Genomic DNA, 15590 nt, shown 5'->3' with positions numbered 1-15590 from the left:
GGGTGATTGTGGACATCGGAAGGTCCTCTAACCCCGGAAGGTCCCGATGTCCGTCCTCACCGCCCCGGCCGCCCGGCTGCGTCTCAGCCACGGCCTGGGTTTCCGCGTGGTCGCGGTCGCGTTCACGACGGCGCTCGCGTTCTCCACCGTGCCGACCCCGCTGTACGCGCTCTACCAGCAGCGCGACGGCTTCCCGGCGTTCCTCGTGACCGTGATCTTCGCCGCCTACGCGGTCGGCGTGATGCTGAGCCTGTACCTGGCCGGGCACCTCAGCGACTGGCTGGGCCGCCGCCGGGTCCTGCTCGCCGGGCTGCTGGCCGAGGCGTTCGCGGCGGCGTTGTTCCTGCTCTGGCCGGAGGTGCCCGGCCTGATCGTCGCGCGGCTGGTCAGCGGCGCCGGGATCGGCGTGATCACCGCGACGGCCACCGCGCACCTGTCCGAGCTGCACGCCGTGTCCCGGCCGGGCGCCGGGCTCGGGCGCTCCGGCCTGGTCGCGACCGTGGTGAACGCCGGCGGGCTCGCCCTCGGGCCGTTCGTGGGCGGGCTGTTCGCGCGGTTCGCCGGCCACCCGCTGAGCACGCCCTTCGCCGTGTTCCTGGTCGTGCTGCTGCTGGAAGCGATCGCCGTGAGCCTGGTGCCGGAGACCGTCGAACGCCGCGAGGAACGGCCGGCGTACCGGCCGCAGCGGCTTTCCCTGCCGCCGGCCGCGCGGCCGGAGTTCACCGGCGCCGCGCTCGGCGCGTTCGCCGCCTTCGCCATCAGCGGCCTGGTCATGGCGCTCGCCCCGGCGCTGCTGGCGCACGAGCTGCACCAGCCGTCCCGCCTGCTCGCCGGGATCGCGCCGTTCACGATGCTCGGCAGCGCCGCGCTCGCCCAGGTCGTGCTGGCCCGGGTCGGCACCCGCCCGCAGCTGCGGGCCGGGTACGTGCTGATGAGCGTCGGCCTGGTGCTGCTGGCGGTCTCGGCGTTCGCGGCCTCGCTGCCGCTGTTCTTCGGCGCGAGCGTGCTCGCCGGCGCCGGGTTCGGCCTGGGCTTCCGGGCGTCGGTCGCCGCGGTGGCCGCGCTGGCCGACGACCTGACCCGCGGTGAGGTCCTGGCCGCGCTGTTCCTCGCGGCCTACGCGGGACTGGTGCTGCCGGTGCTGCTGGTCGGCCTCGCGATGCTCGTCGCGCCGGGCGCGGTGGTGCTGGCCGGGTTCGCGGTGCTGGAGCTGGCCCTGCTCGGCTGGTCGGCGCGCCGGACGCTCGGGGCGGGCTGACCCGAACCCCCGCCGGATCTCCCGACGCGGCCTACAGTCGTCAAGACGACAGCCGCGTCAGGAGGCGACCATGACAGCCGTGCCCGGGGCGCCGATCGTCGTCGGAGCGGACGGCTCGGCCGAGTCGCTCGACGCCGTGCGGTGGGCGGCGCGGACCGCCTGCCTGCGGGACGCGCCGCTGGAGATCGTGCACGCCCTCGACGTCCCGGCGCTCGTCGCGAGCGGGGTCGTGGCGCCGCCCGAAGAGATGGTCGACGCCCTGCGCGCGCGGGGCCGCCGGGCGCTGCGGACCGCGGCGGAACTGGCCGCCGCGCAAGGGTTCGCCGGCGCCACCACCCGGCTCGACCCCGACCGCGCCGCCCAGGCGCTCATCGAAGCGTCCCGCAGCGCGGCGCTGCTCGTGGTCGGCTCGACCGGGCACGGCCGGCTCACCAGCCTGCTCGCCGGGTCGGTCGCCGGAGCCGCCGGGACGCACGCGCACTGCGACACCGTGGTCGTCCGCGGGGACAGCTGGGACGAGCCCGCCGCGGCCGCCCGCCCGGTCGTCACCGGCATCGACGGCAGCGAAAGCGGCACCCGCGTCCTCACGACCGCGCTCGCCGAAGCCCGCGCCCGCCGCGCTCCCCTCGTGGTGCTGCACGCGTGGGCGGACACCCCGCCGTCCCACCGGGACCCGCGCTGCGTCACCGATGCCGGGCACCGGCTCCTCGGCGAGCGGGTCCTCGCGCACGACACCGGCGGCGTCGACGTCGAGCGGGTCGTGGTGGCCGCGCACCCGCGACGGGAGCTGGTCGAGCGCAGCGCCGACGCCCAGCTCGTCGTGCTCGGCGACCGCGGCCGCGGCGGGTTCCCCGGCCTGCTGCTCGGGTCCACCGGCCAGGCGCTCCTGCACCACGCGGCCTGCCCGGTGCTCCTGGTCCGCACGGTCTCCTGAATCCGCGCGGGCTTGCCGAAAACGGAGCGGGACCGGGGCGATCCACGGCAGGATGTCCAGGGTGAAAACGATGAGGATCGTCGTCCCGGCCGTGCTCGCGGCCGCCGTTGTGCTCGCGCCCCCGGCGCAGGCGGACATCGGCAAGCAGGCCACGAGCGTCTGCCGTTCCGGTGCCTTCAGCGGCACCTTCACCCTGCGGTACGAGACGTCCGGCGGGTACCACCGCCCGCTGAACACCTACACCGTTTCGGGGCCCTACATCGGGGACGTGGGCACCCAGACGCTGCGGATCTCGTACTTCGAGGGCCCCAGCCCCCACACCGTCTACTCCCAGACCGGCCCGGCCAGCCAGGGCGTGCAGTTCCTGCCGACCGGGCTCGCGCTGCCGGTCACCGGGCGCGGCACCGCCGCGATGACGTTCGACAGCGGCGCGGCGTCCTGCACCGCGACGGTGCCGATCACCTAGCCCGCAAGGGAAACGGGCTGCTCGCCGGTTTCGGCGAGCAGCCCGGCCACGGCCACGGCCCGGCCGGTCTCCAGCGACCGGTTGGCGGCCGGCCCGGTGAGCAGGGCCCGCAGGCCCGCGCCGTGGTCGGCCGCGCAGCCGAGCGGGTCCGGCCCGGCCTCGCCGAGCAGTTCGGCGAGCATCCGCTCGCCGCCGTCATGGCCTTCGCCGAGGGTTCGGCCAGGACGGCCTCAGGCGGTTCCCCAAGCCGTTGCCGGGGTCAGCCGGGCCCACCCCGGCTCGGCAGGGTCGTTCGCGTACTCGTTTTCCCGGACATCCAGCTCGAGCCGGCCCTCGCTGCCCGAGAACGCGACGCGGTAGCCCCGGGCAGTCAAAAAGAATCGAGAAAGCGCTTACCTCAAGCCCGGCGATCCACGCCGGGCGTCCGCGACAATGGTGTCAATACGCGAATCCATGCTTCGAAATCATCGACGAATGGTTACTCAGTAAAGACGTGACGCGTCAGGAACGGGTTCCGGAACTTGCCGGCGGGGTCGAGTTTCCCCGCCAGGGCCCGGAAGCCGGCCAGCTTCGGGTACCGCGCCGCGACCTCGCCGCCGTGGAAGAGCTTGCCCCAGTGCGGGCGGGCGCCGAACGGGGCGAGGCGTTCTTCGAGGACGGGCAGCACCGCTTCGACCTCGGCCTGGCGCGGCTGCCACGTGAAGTGCAGGGCCACCCGGTCACCGCCGTGGCACGGGCTCAGCCACAGGTCGTCCCCCGCGATCGCGCGGATCTCCGACACCAGCAGCAGCGGCGCCAGCCGGTCACCGAGCCCGCGGACCGCTTCGATCGCGGCGGGCGCGTCCGCGTAGGGCACGAAGTACTCCGACTGCAGCTCGTCGCCGACGCTCGGGGTGAACGCGAGCGCGAAGTGCGGGAGCCGCTCGTGCCACGGGCCCGGCACCCCCTGCTGCGGGGTGCCGTTGCCGGCCGGGATCCCGGCCGCGTGCGCCGGGTGACGGGGCCCGTCGGCCGGGACCGCGCCGTAGAGCCCGGACCGCTCGGTGAAGGCGTCCACGCGGCTCTTGACCCAGACCTGGTCGACGACGTCGTTCGCCCAGTTCGTGAACAGGCTGACGCTGTACCCGGCGTCCTCGATGCTGTCGAAGTGCTCGCGCACGGCGTCCCAGGGCAGGCCGTCGAAGACGTCTTGGCGGACGTCGAAGGCCGGCACCGCGTCGAGGGTCAGCCGCGTGACGACGCCGAGCGCGCCGAGGCCGACGACCACCCCGGGGAACACCTCGTCGGCGCGGGTGAACGTCCGGAGCTCGCCGTCGGCGGTGACCAGCTCGACCGCCGAGACGGCCGCGGCGAGACCCGGCTGACGTCGTCCGGAGCCGTGGGTGCCGGTGGCGACGCTGCCGGCCACCGTGATGTGCGGCAGCGACGCGAGGTTGGCGAGCGCGAACCCGGCGTCGTGCAGTTGCGCCGCGAAGTCGCCGTAGCGCGCCGCGCCGCCGACCGTCACGGTGCCGTCGCCGATCTCCACCGGGCTCGCGAGGGACCGCAGGTCGAGGAGCACACCGCCGGGCGCGTCCGCGATGGTGTTGAAGCAGTGCCGGCTGCCGAGCGCCTTGACGCGGCTCGCGGCGGCGACGGCGGCTTGGACCTCGCCGACCGTGCGCGGGGTCAGCACCTCGTCGGCGGCGTAGGTGTGGTTCCCGGCCCAGTTCGACTCGCCCACCGGATGTCCTTTCCCCGCGCCGGATCCTGCTCCCGACCCTACCCCGCTCAGCGGGCGGGGATGATCGCCTGGTGGGTGCCGCCGAGGCCGTGCGGGCTGAGCAGCCGGCCCATCCGTTTCGGCGTCCGCAGCGTGATCGCCCGGTCGAGGATGCGCGCGCCGGGCGCCGCGGCCGCCAGCCGCGCCTCGTAGCCGGTGCAGTCGGCCGGGACCCGCAGCCAGGCCGACACCACGAGGTTGCCCTCTCCCACCACCGCGGCCGAGAGCCGGGTCTCGGGCAGCTGCGCGATCGCCGTTCCGGCCCGCTCGAGCCCGCCGGGGGCGACGTCGACGCGGTACCCCGCGATCACCGGCCAGCCCGCCGGGACGTGCGCGAGGTCGCACCGGAAGTCCAGCTCGTGGTTGCGCAGCATCCGCGCGAGGGTGCGGCGCACCGCCGACTCGCTCATCCGGCAGTCGCGGGCCAGCTCGGCGTAGCTGCGCCGACCGTCCTCACCGAGGGACTCGACGAGCGCCCGCAGGTCCCGGTCGTTCCACTGCTGCGGCACGACCAGCCGGGCCTGCACCGCCGTCTTGTCCAGCACCGCCCGCTGCTCCGGCGCTAGCGCGTTCACCAGCCAGCCGCTGCCTTCCCGGTAGACGCGGGTGGCGACGGCGAAGCGGACCTCGCGCACCCCGTGCAAGGCGCCGATGCGGCTGGTCACCAGGGCGTCCAGCGCGTCGAGGTCCCGCGCCGCCACGCTGAGGAACAGCGCGAACCGGCTCGTCGTGCGCTCGACGCTGAACACCGACGGCCAGCCGCACAGCTCGCGGGTCAGCTCGCTCAGCACGTCCGGGCGGCAGGCGAGGTCGACGTAGCCGACCGTGGTCGTGGGGGCGGTGGAGTACGCGGTCAGCCACGCCAGCCCGGCCGCCTGCAGCCGGTCCCAGCGGCGGGCCGCCGTCGTCGCGTCGGTGCCCACCGCGGCGGCGATCCGCGTCCACGGCGCCCGCGGGTCGCGCTGCAGCGCCTCCACCAGCGCGAGGTCCGAGGCGCTCAGGCCCGGGCGCGCCGGTTCCACCTGCGCACCGGGGGAAACGGGCATGGCGCATTGTGACCTGGTCATGATCTTCTGCCAAGGGGCTCACCGGACGTGCCGGCGAGCCCCTTCGCGGTCTTACCGCCGGCGCAGCCGCGGCACCACGACCGCGCCCGCGACCAGCACGAGAGCACCGCCGAGCACGAACGGCAGCACCGGGGTCCCCGCGGGGTCCGCGGCCGGGACGGCGCGCTCCCGGCCGCCGTAGCCGCCGCCCGCGCCGTCGCGGTCGTAGGCCGAGCCCGGCAGCTTGTCGGCGTAGCGCTGGTGCAGCGCCGCGCGGTAATCGGCGAGGGTGAGCTTCGTGCCCGCGGTGAGGCCGGTGACCGAGCCGTCGAGCACCGTCACGGCGTCACCGCGCACCGCGTACCAGGCGTTGACCTGCGGCTCGTGCAGGAGGTAACCGCCGGCCGCGGCCCCGGCGTACTTCCGCTCGTAGTCGCCGGACGCGACGTTCACCACCGTCCAGGCCGCGCCCTGCCGCTCGGCCCAGACGGTGGCGGTGCTGCCGTCGCCGGTCCGCGCCGGGACCGCGACGTAGGCCAGCGCGGCCGGGACGTCCGACCGCCCGGCGACGAACGCCGCCGTCGGCTCGTAGACCGCGATCTGCGTCCGGGGCTCGGCGGTCGCCGCCGCGGCCGCGTGCGCTCCGGGGAACTTCGTCGACGCCAGCCGCGCGAGCGTGGCGGAGCCGCCGGTGACCTGCCCGATCGCGGCGGTGTCGGCCGCGGTCGGGACGCCGTCCGGGCCGCCGGCCGCGCTCGCGGCACCGGTCGTGGTGAGCATCGCAGCACCGGCCAGCACGGCCGCGCCCAGCACCTTCTTCAGCATGCTCATCCCTCGATCCCGTACAGCGTGTGGGTCCACTGGAACTGGTTGTTCGAGCGGTAGGTGTCGTAGTTCATCGAGTTGTACCGGCTGTTGTTCGGCCACGGATCCCCGTATTCGACGCGGGTCGCGCCGCTGGAGTTGTCGTAGCCGTAGAGCACGTGCATGTGCCCGCCGCCGGAACGCCAGCCGATGCGCGTGCCGATCGGCTGCCCGGCGTCGATCTGGCTTTTGATGGTGGCGAAGGAAAGCACCTGCCCGTTCGAGTTGTACGACCCGACGTTCGAAAACCCGAGCCAGCGGAACACCCGTTGCTGGTCGGAGAGGTATCCCTGGTTGTTCGCGCAGTCACTGCCCGACTCGTTGTGGGCGACCTGGCAGAACCGGGTCTGGGTCAGGGAGTGGCCCCAGTAGCCGGCGATCGTGTTCCCGCTGGCGTCCCAGCACCATTGGTCCTTCTGCTGCGCCTGCATGGTGATGCCGAGATCGGTCCGCGCTGCGGCCGCCGCGGCGGGCGCCTGCAGCGCGACGACGGCGGCCGCGGCGGCCGAGACCGCCGCGAGTCCACGCAGGACTCCTGAAGTGGTTTTCACGAAATGGTCCTCCAGCCGGTGACGATGCGACGTGGTGGCACGGAATACTCCGCGCCCGGCCCGTCGATCCGGTACCTACTAAGGGAGGATCACGTTGGGAGGGAACGACTTCCGGCGGATCCCGGCAGTTCCCGGGTGCCGGAATCCGGCAGCGGCCCCGGCCCGCCGGACGGATTCCGGCGGGCCGGCGGACCGGTGTCAGCCGACCGTCGTCGTGCCCAGGGTGGCGTCCTGGTCCGGCGGGTCGAGCGCCAGCTCGACGTCGAACTCGCCGAGGCTGCTGTCGGTCACCACGTGCGTGGTCGCCGCGGGGTCGACGCTGCTCGTCGCGTCGCCGGCCGGGGTGCCCGCCGGGACGGTGAAGTCGACCTGGCCCTGCGCGGTGAACTTCAGGGTGCCTTCGGCCGGCACCGGGGTCTCCGGGATCGGCAGCTCGATCGGGATGGCGACCGTCTGGCCGCTGATCGCGACGTTCACCTCGGACTTGATCGTGCCGGACAGTTTCGTGGCGCCGACGAGCCGCAGCCCGTCCCCGGCCGCCTGCCCGGCGTCGACGTCGAGGCTGAACGGCACCGAAACCGGCGTGCCCGCGGTGGCCGTCGCGGGGATGTCCGCCTTGACGACCACGGACACCTGCTGGTCGCCGATCAGCGGGAAGCCCCCTCGGTAGGTGAGCGTTTTCTCGGCCGCGGCGGCCGGTCCCGCGGAAACGACGGCCACCGCGCCCGCCAGCAGCGCGGCCAGACCGATTCCGAGGAAACGTCGGCTCGTTTTCCGCATGAGGGTTTCCGTCATGTCACGTCCTTTCGTCGTTGAACGGCATTTCGGATCCTAGGTGGAAACTTCCCAACCGGCCAATGCGCTTTCCGGTGGCCCCGGAATTTGTCACGCGGTTCGAGGTGGCGGGTTTTGTTTTTTGTGACACACCCGTTCGCGAGTGACAATTTTCGACGCACGCGCACTCACGCGCGTCAGCACCGCGAGAGTGCGGGTGTAGTGGCGGTGTAGGGGCCACGGCCAGGGTCCTCCCGGGCAAGCACTTGTCCACTGAGGGAGACAAACCCATGCGCAGCATCTACCCGGCGGTGGCGCTCTCGGCCGCCCTGCTCGTCGGCGGCGCGACCGCCGCCACGGCCGCCCCCGCGCCCGCCGACGTCTACGCCGAGGTCACCGCCGCCGACATCGCCGACCCGGGCGCGGTGATCACCGACTCGCCGGCCGAGCCGGCCGCCGCGCGGACCGCCGCCCAGGCGATCTCCTGGTACTCCAGCCGCCAGGGCAGCACCGCCTACCAGGGTTACTGCGAGAAGGCCGCGCGCCTGTCGTGGAACCGCACGACGCACCACGCGAGCGCGATCGAGCACTGGCGCTCCTCCGACGGCGCCCGCCACACCACCGGCACCCCGCCGCGCGGCGCCTTCGTGTTCTGGGACATCTCCGCCTACGGCCACGTCGGCATCGCCGACGGCAGCGGCGGCGTCTGGGCGACGAGCGTCAACGGCGCGATCGGCCACGCGAAGCAGAGCTACTTCGGCAGCTACCTGGGCTGGAAGCCGGGCAACAGCAACTGATCGCCGCGCCGGCGTGACGCGGGGCGGCCCCTCCCCGCGTCACGCCCGCACGGACGACGGGCGACGCCATCGCCGGGCCTGCTCCAGCAACGCCAGTCCGGTCGTTTCGCCTTGCCGGTTCCCGGTTTCCCGGAACACGCGCAGCGCGCGGTCGCAGACCCCACGGGCCTGGACCGGCTCCCCCGCGGCCAGCAGCGTCTGGCCGATGCCGAGCAACGCGTACGCGCTGCACCGTTCGTCGTCGAGCTCCTCCAGGATGCTCAGCGCGAGCCGCAGGCAGGTCAGCGACTCCGGCAGCCGGCCCGAATCCCGGTGCAGCGTCCCGAGTTCGGTGAGCACCTTCGCCTCGCGGTGCGGGTCTTCGCTCTCCCGCGCGAGGTCCCGGGCCCGCTGCAGCCACGTCCGGGCCTCCGCGAACTCGCCGAGCAGCACGTGCGTCGAGCCGATCGAGTTGCGCATCTGGGCGACGCCGCTGCGGTCGCCGGCCCGTTCCAGCCCTTCGAGGGCCCGGCGGTAGCAGCCGAGCGCGTCGCGCGGCCGGTCCCGGACGCGGTACACGGTGCCGAGCCCGGCCACCGCCAGCGCCTCGCCGCGGACGTCGCCGAGCTCGGCGAACAGCCGCGCCGAGCGGTCCATGTCGTCGGCGGCCGCGGCGTATTCGTCGTGGTAGAGCCGGACCTGCCCGAGCCCGCGGCACAGCACCGCCGCGCCGGCCCGGTTGCCCGCGGCTTCCACCGCGGCGAGCGCGGCCAGGTGGCTGCGGCGCCAGTCGTCGTAGGCGCCGCGCAGGTCGTAGAACGGGACGGCGGCCGCGGTCAGCTGCCAGGCGAGCTCGTCCAGGCCCGCGTCGGCGGCGAGCTGGACCGCGCCGGCCAGCAGCTTGCGTTCGGCGGTGAACCAGCCGAGCGGGTCGGCCACCAGCCGGACCAGCGCCGCCGGGAGCTCCGCGCCCAGCGGCGGCCCGGTCATCGCGCCGAACGCGGGCGGCAGCCCCGCCGCCGCGGCTTTTGTCAGCGCCAGCAGCACCGACAGCACCCGCACCAAGGTCTCCCGCCGCGTCGAAGCCGGCTCGTCGGCCAGGAGCTCCGCCGCGTAGCAGCGCAGGAGGTCGTGCAGCCGGTACCGCGGGTGCCCCGCGGAGTCGCGGCCCACCAGGGAAACCAGGTTGGCGTCGACCAGCACGTCGAGCACCTCGTGGGCGCCGCCGTGCCCGAGCAGCGCGTCGAAGACCCAGCTCGGGAAGTCCTGTGCGCCCAGCACCGCCGAGCGGCAGAACGCGGTCCGCGCGGCCGCCGGCAGCTGGCGCAGGCTCAGCTCGAAGCTCGGCCGGACACCGAGGTCGCCGACCCGCAGCTCGCTCAGCCGGCTCGACTCGTCGGCCAGCCGGTCGTGCAGGGTGCGCAGGCTCCACGCCTGCCGCCCGGCCAGCCGCGCGCCGGCGATGCGGATGGCCAGCGGCAGGTAGCCGCAGCAGCGCACGATGGCGGCGGCTTCGGCCGGTTCGCCGACCACGCGGTCGGCGCCCGCGACCCCGGCCAGCAGCCGCTCGGCCTCGGCTTCGCCGAACACCGGCAGCTCGACGTGCTTCGCGCCGGCCAGCTCCGGCAGCCGCCCGCGGGTCGTCACCAGCACCGCGCACCCGGCGTCGGCGGGCAGCAGCGGGCGGACCTGCGCGGCGGTCGCGGTGTCGTCGAGCACCAGCAGCACCCGGCGGCCGGCGAGGCGGGAGCGGAACAGCGCGGCCCGCCCGCCGAGCCCGGCCGGGACGGTGTTTCCGGTGACCCCCAGGGCATGCAGGAAGTCGGCGAGCACTTCGGCCGGGTCGCGCGGCGCGCCGGTGCCCGCGAGGTCGACGTAGAGCTGGCCGTCGGGGAACCGGCCGGCGACGCGGTGGGCGACGTGCATCGCGAGCGCCGTCTTGCCGGTTCCCGGCGCGCCGGTCAGCACGACCGGCGCCGGTCCCGCGCCGAGCGCGGCTTCCAGCTCCCGGACGTGGTCCTCGCGGCCGGTGAAGTCGGGCAGGTCCGCCGGCAGCTGCCGCAAGGGAGCCGGTTCCGGGACCGGCCCGGGCAGCGGGTCGCCGGCGAGGATCGCGGCCTGCAGGGCTCGCAGCTGGGGTCCCGGCTCGACGCCGAGCTCGGTGACCAGCCGCTCCCGCGCCGTCGTGAACGCCCGCAGCGCCTCGGCGCGGCGTCCGGCGGCGGTGAGCGCGAGCAGGTACTGCTGCCACAGCCGCTCGCGGTAGGGGTGTTCGGCGAGCAGCACGGTGAGCTCGGCGATCGCCGCGTCGTGCCGGCCGAGACGCACCTGCAGCGAAAGCCGTTCCTCGACGGCGGCCAGGCGGTTTTCGACGAGCCGGCCGAGCTCGGCGTCCCAGGCGGGCGCGGTGGGCAGGTCCTCCAGCGGGTCGCCGCGCCACAGCGCTTCCGCCTCGGCGAGCAGGGTCAGGGCCGTCTCGGGCGAGCCGTCCTTGGCCGCCCGCGCGGCGTCCGCGACGAGCCGGGCGAACCGGTGCGCGTCGACGGCGCCGGGCTCGACGGCCAGCGAGTACCCCGGGCCGTGGGTCCGCAGCGCGGTCTCCGGCAGCAGCCGGCGCAGCCGCCAGACGTAGGTCTGCAGGTTGGCGGTGGCCGACGTCGGGGGCTCACGCGGCCAGACGACGTCGACGAGCTGCCCGGGGGTCACCGTCCGGTTCGCGTTGAGCAGCAGGTGGGCCAGCAGCGCCCGCTGCTTCGTCCCGCCGAGCGGCAGTGGCCGGTCCCCGACCGTCACCCGCAGCGGCCCGAGCAGGTGAAAGCGCACGTCAGACCCCATCGAGCCCCCCGTTCCGGAGCCCGCCCCAGGCGGGTGAATCCTGCACGCGGACAGTGTCGGCACTGCGACGCGGCGCGAGGGGAAGCCGTTTCCCGGTTGCGCCGGACAGCCCACGACGAAAGTCGTGTTTTCGATCAACCGACCATCGTCGGGTTCCGGGATTCACTCACAACGGTGACGGTAAGCGTGTCCTTGACCACTCGTCACCGCGAGACCCCGGTCCGCGGCTGGAGGTTGATCGTAAAGTGCGTATCGCGCGAACCGGCGTAGTCGTCTCCGGTGTGCTCCTCTCGGCTCTGGCGGCCGCGGCGCCGTCCCTGGCGGCCGAGCCGGCCATCATCGACGGCGGCAACGCCGACTCGCTCCACTCCGCGGCCCGGATGTTCGCCGGCGGCCAGGAGATCTGCTCGGCGACGATCATCGCCCCGGACTGGATCCTCACCGCGCGCCACTGCACGCAGGGCGCCGACGGCCAGCCGATCAGCTTCCACGTCGGCGACCTCGACCAGACGAAGGGCACCACGGTCAACGCGACCTCGGTGCACGAGGCGCCGGACTCCGACATCGCGCTGGTGCAGATCGACCAGCAGGTGCAGACCGAGTACGCGCCGCTGGGCAGCGAGGGCGACGTCAAGGTGGGCGACCAGGCCGAGGTCTACGGCTGGGGTGCGACCTGCACCGACAAGCCGGAGATCGAGTGCCAGTCGCAGCTGCTGAAGGTGGCCAAGGTCAGCGTCACCTCGATCGACTGCCCGGACGGCGCGGCCGGCGTTTCGGTGTGCGCGAACCGCGGTGACGGCATCACCGCGGGCGGCGACTCCGGTGGCCCGATGTACGCGAACGGCAAGCAGGTCGGCGTCGCCTCGACCAGCGACCGCCAGTCCTACACCGCCTACATCAACATCACGAAGTACCGGGACTGGATCTCCCAGACCGCGGGCGTCTGAGCCTTCCGCGAGCAAGCCCCCGGGACCCGGGGGCTTGCTTCGCCGACGAGAGTGAGTGTACAGTCACTCACATGACGAAGCGCGGTGCCACCCTCTCCACCTCCGACGCCCGGCGGGACGCCGTGGTCGACGCGGCCATCACCGAGTTCGCCCGGGCCGGGTACCACAGCACGCCGATCAGCGCCGTGGCCGCCAAGGCCGAGATCTCCCCCGCCTACGTCTTCAAGTTGTTCCCCGGCAAGGTTTCCCTGTTCGTCGCCGCGCTCGACCGGTGCTACGAGCTCGTCGCGCACGCACTGTCGAACGGGGCCGCCCGCGCCGACAGCACCGACCCCGAAAAGATCCTCTACGAGATGGGCGGCGCCTACGCCGAGCTGATCGCCGACCGGAGCCTGCTCATGCTGCAGGTGCACGCCCAGTCGGCGGCCGACACACCCGAGATCGCCGACGCCCTGCGGCGTGGCCTCGCGAAGGTCACCGAGCTCGCCCACGACCGCTCCGGCGCCGCCGGCGAGCAGGTCCAGCGTTTCATCGCCTACGGCCAGCTCTGCCACCTCATCGCCACCCTCGACCTCGACGACCACACCGGCGACTGGGCCGCGATCCTCTCCGCCGGCATCCGCCACCCCGGCAAGAACTGAGCCGGCCCGGCCCTTCTTTTCTCACGCCCGTCGAGTGATTGATCAGTCACTCACGCATCGGAAGGAAAGCACCATGACCACCACCACCGAAATCGTCCTCCCCGGCCTCGTCGAGCCGGACGGCCTGCGCGTCGAACACCGCGAGCTGCCCGCCCCGGGCGCCGGCGAAGCACTCGTCCGCGTCGAAGCGAGCGGGATCTCGTTCGCCGAGCAGCAGATGCGCCGCGGGAAGTACTACGACCAGCCGCCGTTCCCGTTCGTGCCCGGCTACGACGTCGTCGGCACGGTGCTCGAAGCCGAGGACCGCGCGCTGGTCGGGCGCCGTGTCGCGGCGATGACCAAGATCGGCGGCTGGAGCAGCCACCTCGTCGTCCCCGCGGCCGACCTGGTCCCCGTGCCCGACGGCCTCGACGCCGCCGAAGCGGAGACGTTCGTGGTCAACGGCATCACGGCCTGGCAGATGCTGCACCGGATCGCGCAGGTCGGGACCGGCGGCACGATCCTGGTCCACGGCGCGAGCGGCGGCGTCGGCACCACCCTCGTCCAGCTCGCCCAGGCGGCCGGCATCAAGGTGATCGGCACCGCGTCGGCGCGCAACCTCGACGTCGTGACCGCGCTCGGCGCCACCGCCGTCGACTACCGCGGCGACGTCCCGGCGCGGGTGCGCGAGCTGGCGCCCGGCGGGGTCGACGCCGTCTTCGACCACGTCGGCGGCCCCGGCATCGTCGACTCGTTCCGGCTGCTCGCCCCCGGCGGCACCCTGGTCGCCTACGGCAGCGCGTCCACCAAGGACACCGGCGGCAACTCGCGGCTCCCGGTGCTCAAGCTCGTCGCCCGGCTGCTCTGGTGGCAGGCGCTGCCGAACCGGCGCCGCACGCACTTCTACAACGTCTGGGGCGGCAAGCGGAACCTCACCCGGTTCCGCGCGCGCCTCACCGAGGACCTGACGGCCGTCTTCGCCCTGGCGGCGAAGGGACGGCTCAAGGCGCAGGTGGCGGCACGGATCCCGCTGACCGAAGCCGCGAAGGCGTTGACGCTGGCCGAATCCGGCACGGTCACCGGCAAGGTTGTGCTCGTCCCCTGAACGCGCCGAAGGCCGCACTTTCACGTGAAAGTGCGGCCTTCGGAAAGCGTGTCAGTCGGTGCCGAACTCCATCGCGGCGCTGTCGAGCAGCTCGGCGTCGTCGGCCTTGCCGCGCGAGGCGATCACCTGGGCGCCGCCCTCGGGCATCGCGCCGATGAGGCCGGTCGACGCGGCCTGCGCGGCGCCGATCAGCTTCGGGTGCGAGTTGCCGCCGACCATGCCGATGCTGGCGTACTGCTCGAGCTTCGCCCGCGAGTCGGCGATGTCGAGGTTGCGCATGGTCAGCTGGCCGATCCGGTCGACCGGGCCGAACGCCGAGTCTTCGGTGCGCTCCATCGACAGCTTGTCCGGGTGGTAGCTGAACGCCGGGCCGGTCGTGTCCAGGATGGAGTAGTCCTCGCCGCGGCGCAGCCGCAGCGTGACCTCGCCGGTGACCGCGGTGCCGACCCAGCGCTGCAGCGACTCGCGCAGCATCATCGCCTGCGGGTCCAGCCAGCGGCCTTCGTACATCAGCCGGCCGAGCCGGCGCCCGTGGTTGTGGTAGCTCGCGAGGGTGTCCTCGTTGTGGATGGCGTTGACGAGCCGCTCGTAGGCGGCGTGCAGCAGCGCCATGCCCGGCGCCTCGTAGATGCCGCGGCTCTTGGCCTCGATGATCCGGTTCTCGATCTGGTCGGACATGCCCAGGCCGTGCCGGCCGCCGATGGCGTTGGCCTCCAGCACCAGGTCGACGGCGGAGGAGAACTCCTTGCCGTTGATCGTCACCGGCCGGCCCTGCTCGAAGCCGACGGTCACGTCCTCGGTGGCGATCTCGACCTCGGGGTCCCAGAACGCCACGCCCATGATCGGCTTGACGATCTCGATGCCGGTGTCCAGGTGCTCCAGCGACTTCGCCTCGTGCGTCGCGCCCCAGATGTTGGCGTCGGTCGAGTACGCTTTCTCGGTGCTGTCGCGGTAGGGCAGGTCGTGGGCCAGCAGCCACTCCGACATCTCCTTGCGCCCGCCGAGCTCGGTGACGAAGTCGGCGTCGAGCCACGGCTTGTAGACGCGCAGGGAGGGGTTGGCCAGCAGGCCGTAGCGGTAGAACCGCTCGATGTCGTTGCCCTTGTAGGTGGAGCCGTCGCCCCAGATCTGGACGTCGTCCTCGAGCATGGCGCGCACCAGCAGCGTGCCGGTGACCGCGCGGCCGAGCGGGGTGGTGTTGAAGTAGCTGCGGCCGCCGGTGCGGATGTGGAACGCCCCGCAGGTCAGCGCCGCGAGCCCTTCTTCGACGAGGGCTTCCTTGCAGTCGACCAGCCGGGCGATCTCGGCGCCGTACTGCCCGGCCCGGCCGGGCACCGAGTCGATGTCGGGTTCGTCGTACTGGCCGATGTCGGCGGTGTAGGTGCAGGGGACCGCGCCTTTGTCGCGCATCCACGCGACCGCTACGGAAGTGTCGAGGCCACCGGAGAAGGCGATACCGACACGCTCGCCGACGGGCAGGGAAGTGAGCACCTTGGACATGCGAATGATTATGCACGGCTATGCATCGTCGTGCAATCCGGGGTGCCCCGGGGGGGGGGGGGGGGGGGGGGGGGGGGGGGGGGGGGGGGGGGGGGTGGGGGGGGGGGGGGGGGGGGGGGGGGGGGGGGGGGTGGTGTGGGGGGGGGGGGTGG

At 73.6% G+C, this 15590-nt stretch carries 15 protein-coding genes; 7 read left to right on the top strand and 8 right to left on the bottom strand.

Features of this window, described 5'->3' with window-relative positions; genetic code table 11:
• Window positions 1-46 precede the first annotated feature (46 nt).
• The 3 genes from ACZ61C_RS08410 (at window position 47) to ACZ61C_RS08400 (ending at window position 2658) form a co-directional block, all read left to right on the top strand.
• The gene (locus ACZ61C_RS08410; protein WP_465304327.1) at window positions 47-1258 is read left to right on the top strand and encodes an MFS transporter; all 1212 of its coding nucleotides are present in this window, start codon (window positions 47-49) and stop codon (window positions 1256-1258) included.
• A 70-nt stretch (window positions 1259-1328) separates the two neighbouring features.
• Window positions 1329-2192, top strand: a complete 864-nt coding sequence (locus ACZ61C_RS08405) for a universal stress protein (RefSeq protein WP_465304325.1) — start codon at window positions 1329-1331, stop codon at window positions 2190-2192.
• A gap of 70 nt (window positions 2193-2262) precedes the next feature.
• The gene (locus ACZ61C_RS08400; protein WP_465304323.1) at window positions 2263-2658 is read left to right on the top strand and encodes a hypothetical protein; all 396 of its coding nucleotides are present in this window, start codon (window positions 2263-2265) and stop codon (window positions 2656-2658) included.
• On the opposite strand, the gene ACZ61C_RS08395 is transcribed toward ACZ61C_RS08400, so the two are convergent.
• From ACZ61C_RS08395 to ACZ61C_RS08370, 6 genes are all read right to left on the bottom strand, one after another.
• Window positions 2655-2840 (bottom strand): hypothetical protein, encoded by a 186-nt coding sequence (locus ACZ61C_RS08395; RefSeq protein WP_465304321.1) that lies wholly within the window; start codon window positions 2838-2840, stop codon window positions 2655-2657. The genes ACZ61C_RS08400 and ACZ61C_RS08395 overlap by 4 nt on opposite strands.
• A gap of 296 nt (window positions 2841-3136) precedes the next feature.
• Window positions 3137-4381, bottom strand: a complete 1245-nt coding sequence (locus tag ACZ61C_RS08390; protein WP_465304319.1) for an FAD-binding protein — start codon at window positions 4379-4381, stop codon at window positions 3137-3139.
• Window positions 4382-4428: 47 nt separating this feature from the next.
• Window positions 4429-5466 (bottom strand): Lrp/AsnC family transcriptional regulator, encoded by a 1038-nt coding sequence (locus ACZ61C_RS08385; protein WP_465304317.1) that lies wholly within the window; start codon window positions 5464-5466, stop codon window positions 4429-4431.
• Window positions 5467-5538: 72 nt separating this feature from the next.
• Window positions 5539-6297, bottom strand: a complete 759-nt coding sequence (locus tag ACZ61C_RS08380) for a hypothetical protein (protein WP_465304315.1) — start codon at window positions 6295-6297, stop codon at window positions 5539-5541.
• A complete protein-coding gene (locus ACZ61C_RS08375; protein ID WP_465304314.1) occupies window positions 6294-6881 on the bottom strand; it encodes a papain-like cysteine protease family protein in 588 nt (195 codons plus the stop codon). The genes ACZ61C_RS08380 and ACZ61C_RS08375 overlap by 4 nt, the downstream gene beginning before the upstream one ends.
• Before the next feature lie 198 nt (window positions 6882-7079).
• Window positions 7080-7676 carry a DUF6801 domain-containing protein gene (locus ACZ61C_RS08370; protein WP_465304313.1) on the bottom strand — a complete coding sequence of 199 codons (597 nt, stop codon included), beginning with the start codon at window positions 7674-7676 and terminating at the stop codon, window positions 7080-7082.
• A 269-nt stretch (window positions 7677-7945) separates the two neighbouring features.
• Between ACZ61C_RS08370 and ACZ61C_RS08365 the strand changes: the two genes are divergently transcribed.
• Window positions 7946-8452, top strand: coding sequence for a hypothetical protein (locus ACZ61C_RS08365; protein WP_465304311.1), 507 nt, complete (start codon window positions 7946-7948; stop codon window positions 8450-8452).
• A gap of 39 nt (window positions 8453-8491) precedes the next feature.
• Here ACZ61C_RS08365 and ACZ61C_RS08360 read toward each other — a convergent pair whose 3' ends face one another.
• The gene (locus ACZ61C_RS08360) at window positions 8492-11266 is read right to left on the bottom strand and encodes an AfsR/SARP family transcriptional regulator (protein ID WP_465304309.1); all 2775 of its coding nucleotides are present in this window, start codon (window positions 11264-11266) and stop codon (window positions 8492-8494) included.
• Window positions 11267-11511: 245 nt separating this feature from the next.
• Here ACZ61C_RS08360 and ACZ61C_RS08355 point away from each other — a divergent pair, with 245 nt between their 5' ends.
• From ACZ61C_RS08355 to ACZ61C_RS08345, 3 genes are all read left to right on the top strand, one after another.
• Window positions 11512-12213: a S1 family peptidase gene (locus tag ACZ61C_RS08355; RefSeq protein ID WP_465304307.1), complete on the top strand. Its 702-nt coding sequence runs from the start codon at window positions 11512-11514 to the stop codon at window positions 12211-12213.
• A 71-nt stretch (window positions 12214-12284) separates the two neighbouring features.
• The gene (locus tag ACZ61C_RS08350) at window positions 12285-12854 is read left to right on the top strand and encodes a TetR/AcrR family transcriptional regulator (RefSeq protein WP_465304305.1); all 570 of its coding nucleotides are present in this window, start codon (window positions 12285-12287) and stop codon (window positions 12852-12854) included.
• Window positions 12855-12927: 73 nt separating this feature from the next.
• The gene (locus ACZ61C_RS08345; RefSeq protein ID WP_465304303.1) at window positions 12928-13938 is read left to right on the top strand and encodes a medium chain dehydrogenase/reductase family protein; all 1011 of its coding nucleotides are present in this window, start codon (window positions 12928-12930) and stop codon (window positions 13936-13938) included.
• Window positions 13939-13989: 51 nt separating this feature from the next.
• On the opposite strand, the gene argG is transcribed toward ACZ61C_RS08345, so the two are convergent.
• A complete protein-coding gene (gene argG, locus ACZ61C_RS08340; protein WP_465304301.1) occupies window positions 13990-15438 on the bottom strand; it encodes an argininosuccinate synthase in 1449 nt (482 codons plus the stop codon).
• Between the last annotated feature and the right edge of the window lie 152 nt (window positions 15439-15590).

Source organism: Amycolatopsis sp. NPDC104587 (genome assembly GCF_055583645.1).
This window is presented reverse-complemented; position numbering and strand designations above follow the sequence as displayed.

Coding starts and splice junctions, on each gene's coding strand:
- ACZ61C_RS08410 (WP_465304327.1), top strand. CDS start 47: ATGTCCGTCCTCACCGCCCCGGCCGCCCGGCTGCGTCTCAGCCACGGC.
- ACZ61C_RS08405 (WP_465304325.1), top strand. CDS start 1,329: ATGACAGCCGTGCCCGGGGCGCCGATCGTCGTCGGAGCGGACGGCTCG.
- ACZ61C_RS08400 (WP_465304323.1), top strand. CDS start 2,263: ATGAGGATCGTCGTCCCGGCCGTGCTCGCGGCCGCCGTTGTGCTCGCG.
- ACZ61C_RS08395 (WP_465304321.1), bottom strand. CDS start 2,840: ATGCTCGCCGAACTGCTCGGCGAGGCCGGGCCGGACCCGCTCGGCTGC.
- ACZ61C_RS08385 (WP_465304317.1), bottom strand. CDS start 5,466: ATGCCCGTTTCCCCCGGTGCGCAGGTGGAACCGGCGCGCCCGGGCCTG.
- ACZ61C_RS08380 (WP_465304315.1), bottom strand. CDS start 6,297: ATGAGCATGCTGAAGAAGGTGCTGGGCGCGGCCGTGCTGGCCGGTGCT.
- ACZ61C_RS08370 (WP_465304313.1), bottom strand. CDS start 7,676: ATGACGGAAACCCTCATGCGGAAAACGAGCCGACGTTTCCTCGGAATC.
- ACZ61C_RS08365 (WP_465304311.1), top strand. CDS start 7,946: ATGCGCAGCATCTACCCGGCGGTGGCGCTCTCGGCCGCCCTGCTCGTC.
- ACZ61C_RS08360 (WP_465304309.1), bottom strand. CDS start 11,266: ATGGGGTCTGACGTGCGCTTTCACCTGCTCGGGCCGCTGCGGGTGACG.
- ACZ61C_RS08350 (WP_465304305.1), top strand. CDS start 12,285: ATGACGAAGCGCGGTGCCACCCTCTCCACCTCCGACGCCCGGCGGGAC.
- ACZ61C_RS08345 (WP_465304303.1), top strand. CDS start 12,928: ATGACCACCACCACCGAAATCGTCCTCCCCGGCCTCGTCGAGCCGGAC.
- argG (WP_465304301.1), bottom strand. CDS start 15,438: ATGTCCAAGGTGCTCACTTCCCTGCCCGTCGGCGAGCGTGTCGGTATC.